This window comes from Sphingomonas sp. (assembly GCF_032114135.1).
Lineage (GTDB): Bacteria > Pseudomonadota > Alphaproteobacteria > Sphingomonadales > Sphingomonadaceae > Sphingomonas.
In genome coordinates this window covers 1-6,773 of sequence record NZ_DAMCTA010000012.1, presented here as the reverse complement: position 1 = coordinate 6,773, position 6,773 = coordinate 1, and the positions used below count along the sequence as shown (strand labels likewise).

Annotated in this window: 7 protein-coding genes; 3 read left to right on the top strand and 4 right to left on the bottom strand. The window is 66.4% G+C overall.

From position 1 onward, the window contains the following. Nucleotides 1-11: 11 nt before the first annotated feature. Nucleotides 12-902 (bottom strand): LysR family transcriptional regulator, encoded by an 891-nt coding sequence (locus tag RT655_RS19960; protein WP_313540600.1) that lies wholly within the window; start codon nt 900-902, stop codon nt 12-14. Between the two features lie 104 nt (nt 903-1,006). Here RT655_RS19960 and RT655_RS19955 point away from each other — a divergent pair, with 104 nt between their 5' ends. Together RT655_RS19955 and RT655_RS19950 are read left to right on the top strand one after the other, a co-directional pair. Continuing rightward, nucleotides 1,007-1,900 carry an NmrA family NAD(P)-binding protein gene (locus RT655_RS19955; protein WP_313540597.1) on the top strand — a complete coding sequence of 298 codons (894 nt, stop codon included), beginning with the start codon at nt 1,007-1,009 and terminating at the stop codon, nt 1,898-1,900. Nucleotides 1,901-1,932: 32 nt separating this feature from the next. Beyond that, nucleotides 1,933-3,081 carry an epoxide hydrolase gene (locus RT655_RS19950; protein WP_313540595.1) on the top strand — a complete coding sequence of 383 codons (1,149 nt, stop codon included), beginning with the start codon at nt 1,933-1,935 and terminating at the stop codon, nt 3,079-3,081. Nucleotides 3,082-3,660: 579 nt separating this feature from the next. Here the strand turns inward: RT655_RS19950 and RT655_RS19945 are convergent. Genes RT655_RS19945 through RT655_RS19935 form a run of 3 tightly spaced genes read right to left on the bottom strand, consistent with a single transcriptional unit; the run spans nt 3,661 to nt 6,006 of the window. Beyond that, on the bottom strand, nt 3,661-4,767 hold the full coding sequence (locus tag RT655_RS19945; protein WP_313540593.1) for an acyltransferase: 1,107 nt from the start codon (nt 4,765-4,767) through the stop codon (nt 3,661-3,663). After that, entirely contained in the window at nt 4,764-5,312 is a 549-nt protein-coding gene (locus RT655_RS19940) for a sugar O-acetyltransferase (RefSeq protein ID WP_313540590.1), read from the bottom strand. Before RT655_RS19940 ends, RT655_RS19945 begins: the two co-directional genes overlap by 4 nt. Nucleotides 5,313-5,316: 4 nt before the next feature. Then, nucleotides 5,317-6,006 (bottom strand): DUF1349 domain-containing protein, encoded by a 690-nt coding sequence (locus RT655_RS19935; protein ID WP_313540587.1) that lies wholly within the window; start codon nt 6,004-6,006, stop codon nt 5,317-5,319. A 107-nt stretch (nt 6,007-6,113) separates the two neighbouring features. Here RT655_RS19935 and RT655_RS19930 point away from each other — a divergent pair, with 107 nt between their 5' ends. After that, entirely contained in the window at nt 6,114-6,698 is a 585-nt protein-coding gene (locus tag RT655_RS19930; protein ID WP_313540584.1) for a TetR family transcriptional regulator, read from the top strand. The last annotated feature ends 75 nt before the right edge of the window (nt 6,699-6,773 follow it).

The window sequence follows — 6,773 nt, the reverse complement described above, 5'->3', positions numbered from 1 at the left end:
CTTCAGAGAACCTACTCGCCAAGTTCGAGGTGCGAGACACTCGCCGCCAGTGCGTCGATGAAGACCCGCACCTTTGCGGAGAGGCTGCGATGGCTGGGGTAGACGGCGTGGATCACGCTGTGCTCGCGCGCGATGGTCGGCCGCAGTCTGACGAGCCGACCGTCCGCGACGAGAGAGCGGGCGAGAAAGTCGGGCAAGGGTGCGATCCCGGCACCGGCCAGCACCACGGGAAGCAGCGCTGCGGCGTCGGAGATCGCAATCGCGGGCGCCAACTCGATCCGACCGGCATCGTCGGCTGGTCCGTCGAGGTACACGGTCGCCCGATCATGATAGCCGATCAAATGGTGGTCCGACAGGTCGGCGGCACGTAGGGGCGTACCGCGCGCCGCGAGGTAGTCAGGGCTGACGCACAGCCAAGTCTCCGATACCAGCAGCCGACGCGCGATCAGGTCGCTGTCCACCAGCGGCCCCACCCGGATCATCAGGTCGACGGGATCAGCCGGCATGTCTATGAATCGGTTCTCGACAGCCAGCACAATCCGGACCTGCGGATAACGCGCCATGAACGCCGGCAGCATCGGCGCGACCAGCGCCGTCGCGATCGTGAACGGCAGACTGATCGTGAGCGAACCGGCGGGGACGGCACCCAGGCCATCGAGCGCAGCGCCCGCCTCGTCGACATCGGCCAGGATGCGCAGGGCGTGCGGGCGGAAATGCGCGCCGGCGTCGGTCAGCCGCAAGTGCCGCGTCGAGCGATCGACCAGGAGCACCCCGACATCCCGCTCCAGCCTGGCAAGCGCTCGGCTGACCCCCGACTTCGGCAAGCCGAGGGCGCGGGCCGCAGCCGACACGCTCATCAGGTCGGCAATGCGCGCGAAGGCGCGCAGGTCGGACAATTCCATGGTCGTTCCACTTTCCGCAACACCCTGTCGCGATCGCTCGGCCTAATCACGCCGAAGCGCAACAGGTATCTGCGATCGCATCACACAGCAGGAGGTGCGAGGCGATGGACGATGGGCAGACCAGGCCGGTGGTGGTCGTCGCAGGGGCCGCAGGTGACCTTGGGTTTCGGATCGTCACGGCGCTGACCGCGAAGGGGGCGTCCGTGCGGGCGCTGGTGCGGCGTCCGGTCGACAAGCTGAACCTGGACCAGGTCCACCAAGTAGCGGTCGATCACAATGACGACGCGGCGCTGACCGGCGCCGTCACCGGCGCGGTGTCGGTAGTCTCGGCGCTCAACGGCACGGCGCCGGTGATCCTGGGGGTCCAAGGGCGGCTCCTCGATGCCGCCGTCGCGGCGCGGACGCCGCATTTCATTCCGTCGGACTTCAGCCTGGATTATCGGGCGACGCGCCCCGGCGATAACCGCAACATGGACCTGCGTCGCACCTTCGCAGCGCGGGTCGACGCCGCCCCGATCCGCGCCACGTCGATCCTGAACGGGCCGTTCGCGGATCTGCTGGAAGGCGAAGCGCCGATCGTCCTGCACAAGCTACGCCGCGTGCTCTATTGGGGGAACGCCGACCAGTTGTTCGACTTCACGACCAAGGACGACGTGGCGGCGTTCACCGCGGACGCGGCGATGGACCCAGCGGCACCTCGCTATCTGCGGATCGCCGGCGACCAGATCAGCCCGCGTGGCCTCGCCGCGCTGCTGACCGGGATGGATGACCGGCCGTGGAAGCTGCTGCGTGCCGGTGGCATCGGGCGCCTGAGCGCCATCATCGCGGTCGTGCGGGCGCTGACCCCAGATACCGACGCACCGTTCCCCGTGTGGCAAGGGATGCAATATCTCCGCGACATGTCGACCGGCCGCGGCAAGCTGCACGACCTCGACAATGCCCGCTACGGCAAGCGCCACTGGTCACGCGCCGCGGATGTCCTCGCCCCCACCCTTTGAGCCTCTCACCCCGCCGAAAGGACAAGCCCGCCATGACCGACGCCATCACCCCGTTTCCGATCCGGGTCGCGGATATCGAGCTAGCCGACCTCGCCGACCGGTTGGCCCGCACCCGCTGGCCCGATGCCGGCACCGTCACCGACGGCAGCCAGGGGCCGACGCTTCCCGCGATCCGGTCCCTCGTGGACCGCTGGCAGAACGGGTATGACTGGCGCATTGCCGAGGCGCTAATCAATGCCTCGGGAAGCAGCCGTACCGTCATCGACGGAATGGGGATCCACTTCCTCCATATCCGCTCGCCCGAGCCCGACGCGGTGCCGTTGCTGCTGGCCCATGGCTGGCCGGGATCGATCCTCGAGTTTCGCGAGATGATCGCGCCGCTGACCGATCCGGTGGCGCATGGCGGTGATGCGCCGCAGGCGTTCCACCTGGTCATCCCGTCACTGCCGGGGTTCGGCTTTTCGGACAAGCCGACCGAGCCGGGCTGGAACGTCGGCCGCGTCGCCGGCACCTATGCCGAGCTGATGCGGCGGCTCGGATATGTCGCGCACTGGTTCGCGCAGGGCGGGGATTGGGGCGCGGCCGTCGTGTCGGCGCTGGCGCATATGCGCGCGCCCGGGCTTTCCGGCATCCACCTCAACATGGTCCTGTTCCGGCCTACCGATCAGGAAGTGGCGGAGGCGTCCCTGGAGGAGCAGGCGATGCTCGCTGCCATGGCACGGTACGAGGCCGAGCAATCCGGCTACATGAAGCTCCAAAACACCCGGCCGCAATCGGTCGGCTTCGCACTGGCGGACTCCCCGGTTGGGCTCGCAGCCTGGATGTATGCCCTTTTCCAGGACGTGAGCGATAGCGGGGGAGAGCCGACGCGGGTGATCCCCCTCGACCATATGATTGACGACATCATGCTCTACTGGCTGCCCAATGCCGGAGCGAGTTCGGCGCGGTTCTACTGGGACAATGCACGGGCGCAGGGCGGTATGCCCGGCGATCCGGTTCTGCTGCCGGCGGGCGTCAGCATGTTCCCCGGCGAGGCGCTGCGGCTCTCGCGCCGCTGGGCGGAGAAGAGGTTCGCCGACCTGCGGCACTACAATCAGCCCGAGCGCGGCGGCCACTTCGCTGCGATGGAAAATCCCGCAGCGCTGGTGGACGATATCCGGGCGACCTTCGCTTCGGAATGAGGGCGTCGTTCCCAATTGAGAACCTCTTGCGGGCAGAAGGAGCCTGTCCAGGCTGGCATCCGGAAGGCAGGTTTGGCTTCTTGAGTCCTGTTCTCGATTTTTTTCCCGAATTGGCGCGTCGGAGGTGGAAGAACAGGATTGTCGCACCTCCCACGGCGGGCCGGTTCCGGGCAGCGGGCGGAGTCGCTTGAATAGTGACGCCTGTGCTTCATGTCCCGCAATTGGCGTCGCTCGATCGGCGGCTTCCGTCAGATCCGGACTTTCGGACGGATACACGTGGATGGCAATATCTGGTCGAATGCAGCCACGCATCCTTATTGCTCAGATGGCTTTGAGCACGCATCAGTAAGCATTGGCCGGACATAGCTGATCACGCTCTGGGAATCGTGAGGCTGGGCAACATGCGAGGCTTTCTCGCAGGGCTCGACCGCCTTTGGGCAGCCGCATCAGTGTTGCCCGCCAATCCTTTGAGTTTCGAGCCTATGCTCTCGGTGACGGAGCGAAGATCGAAGGCGCTCTCCCTCTCGGGAGTGGCAGAATCGCCGAGGATGGCGGCGACCGGAGGGGCAGTTATCTTGATCAAGTTCGATGGAGCACGGCTTGCAGCCGCCGCCGAATGGGCCTGTCCCATAGCTGCAGGGCAGCGACGGCAACCAGGAGCGTGAGCAGATACAGCAGGATCGCGACAGCGGCGGTCATTCCCGAGGATGCCGGCGCCGTCGCCACCCAGTTCATGTAAACGTACACGAACGGATAATGGGTGATGTAGAGCGGGTAGGAAATCCGCCCCGCCGCCTTGCAGAGCCGCAAGGTCAGCGGACTACCTGACGAATGCCGACCTGCGACGAGGATCGCCGGGAAAAGCAGCAGCACGCATGCAGCCTGGTACAGTCCATTCAACTTCACGCCCCAGAACTGGGGCAGCACCGGTGCGCCGAACGCCAGCAGCAGCAGCACGCTGAGCGACAGGAAGCCCAGCCGTATCTGCGGCAGCCGATCCCGAAGCCGGAACAGCAACAGACCGGCGAGGAAGGGATAGGCCAGCCGCACCAGCCCGCCCCAGAAATTGTAAAGCGCCCAGCCGGTGTCGTAGGAGCCGAGCGTCAGCGCCATCGCAGCCGAGGCGATGCCCGCGAGGATCGTCAGTCCAATCAGCGGTCGCACGTCGAGGTGCCGCAACACCAGCGCATAGGTGAGGTTGGCGATATATTCCTGGAGCAGCGTCCAGGCCGGTGCATTGATGGGATGGCTGTCCCCCAGCCGATTGGCCAGCGGCGCCGAGGGCAGCGCCAGCAGTGCCGCGCTGAACGCCAGAGCAACGAGCGGCCAGGGGGCACGCTGCCGATCCCCAGCAAAGGGGTCCACGCAGTAGCTCACCAGCCCCAGCAATGCTCCCAGCACCACCAGCGGGTGCAATCGTACAAGCCGGCGGGCAAGGAACTCCCGCACCTTCATTCGCCCCCAGCGATCGTCATAGGCGTAGCCAACGACGAAACCGGACAAAGCAAAAAAGAAGTCGACCGCCAGATAGGCGTGCGGGAGCAGCAGCCGGTTGGCCTCGAACAGCACGGTAATGCCCTGAATGTGGAACGCTACCACCAGCAGCGCCGCGGTGCCCCGCAACCCATCGAGCACTTCGAAGTGCAGCTTGCCGTCCGTCGTCCTATCCGGCGCCGGCTCCGTCATCGCGCCACCGGTCGCGCGGGATTGCCTGCGACGGTCGCACCGGCGGCCACGTCGCGCGTCACCACGCTGCCGGCGCCGATGATCGCGTCGTCGCCGATCGTCACGCCTGGCAGGATCAGCGCACCGCCGCCGATCCAGACATTGGCGCCGATGCAAATCGGCCGTCCGAACTCGAGCCCCTGCGCCCGCAGTTCCGAATCGCGCGGGTGATCGGCGGTGAGTATCTGCACCCCCGGCCCGATCTGCGTGCCAGCGCAGATCTCGACGCGCACCACGTCCAGGATCACGCAGCCGAAATTGAGGAAGACGCGCGCGCCGAGATGGATGTTGGTGCCATAGTCGCAGTGAAAGGGCGGACGGACGACCGTCCCTGCCCCCACCTGCCCTAGCCCCTCGACCAGCAGCGCATGCCGATGGGCCGGGTCGTCGGCGAGCGACGCATTGTATCGCACCATCCAGGCCGCCGCGCGCGCGGAGTCGGCGGCGATCTCGGGATCGTCGGCAATGTAGAGTTCGCCGGCCAGCATGCGCTGCTTCTGGGTCATGGGCTCAGCTCAGGTCGTGTAGGTCTTTGCCGAGCGGCGCAGTGATGCGGAGATCGGAGAACCGCACCTCCAGCCCTTCCCGCTCCGGCGTACATGCCATCGGGCCCACCTGATAGGCGGGTGCCACTGGAAACGGCGCCAGCCGCACCAACGGCCAGGTCTTGCCATCGGCCGAAACCTGCAGGCGCAGCACGCCCTTGGCGACCGTTGCGCGCATCCAGAAATCGGCAGCGTCGCCGGCATAAGGACCGGTGGACCAGTCCGATCGGCCGTCGGTCAGCACGCTGCTGAGCATGGCGCGGCCATCGGAGAGCTCGATCCCCGCCTTCACCCAGCGGCGCTCATCGACACGCACCATGATGCCCGCCTGGTCGTACAGCTTCTCGTAGCGGCCGCGGATGCGCAGTTGCGCGGTGAATGCGTCGCCGGTCGGGAAGCCGAGGAAGTGCCCGCTGTCACGGGTGAAGCCGTAATGCGTCTCCCGCCAGAAATCGGTGCCGCGATCGGTCACCAGCGTCAGGTCCTCGCCGGCGTCCGCGTGCCACCGCTTCGGTACGTTGAGCCAGCGGCCGTCCCTCCGCCCTAACACGGCTTCGTCGGCAGCGGGACTTAGGGCCGCGCATGCGCCGCCCGGGACACTCAGCGCGACCGCGCTACCCAGGATCGTCCGGCGCGACAGCTCTGGTTTCTGCATCGTCCTTCCCCTCGCAACATGTTTGCTGCAGGAACCCTCCCGCCGCGTAGCGGCCGCATGTGTACATTTGTACACATCGAATGCAATGGCGTTTGGGGAACGTTGGTATGGCCGAGGGAGCAGCGAGGCGAAACGATCCTGAAAGGCGGCAGCGCATCGTCGCGGCCGCGCTCGACGTGATCGCCGATCGCGGCGTCTCGAACACCACACATCGCCTCATCGCTGCGGCAGCGGGCGTGCCGCTGGGATCGGTCACCTATTATTTCGAGACGCTCGAGGCGTTACTCACCGAGGCGTTCGTGCAATTGGCGGAAGAAGCCTCGGACGCCTTCCGTGCCAAGCTGGCGGCTGCGACCGACCGCGACAGCGCGCGCGAGGCGGTCATCGACATCATCAGCGGGTCGGTCTGGGCGGAACCGCGAACGCTGCTACTCAGCTACGAACTCTATGCCTTTGCAGCGCGCCATCCCCCGGTGGCAGCAATCATGCGGCGCTGGATGAACAACAGTCGCGCTGCTCTGGAGCGGTTCTTCGATCCATTGACCGCGCGCGGCCTTGACGCCTTGGTTGAAGGAATCGGCATCCACAACTCGATCGATCTCCGTCCGCTCGATCGCGCCGCGATAAGCGACCTCGTGGCTCGTGTGACCAATCGGCAGCTTCTGTCAGAAGCGGACCTTCACGACGGCTGATGCGAACGGCGGAAGCTGGTCGCGAACAGCCGCGGGCGGAATGGGCAGCGGCACTAGGCAGCAGCGCGCCCATTT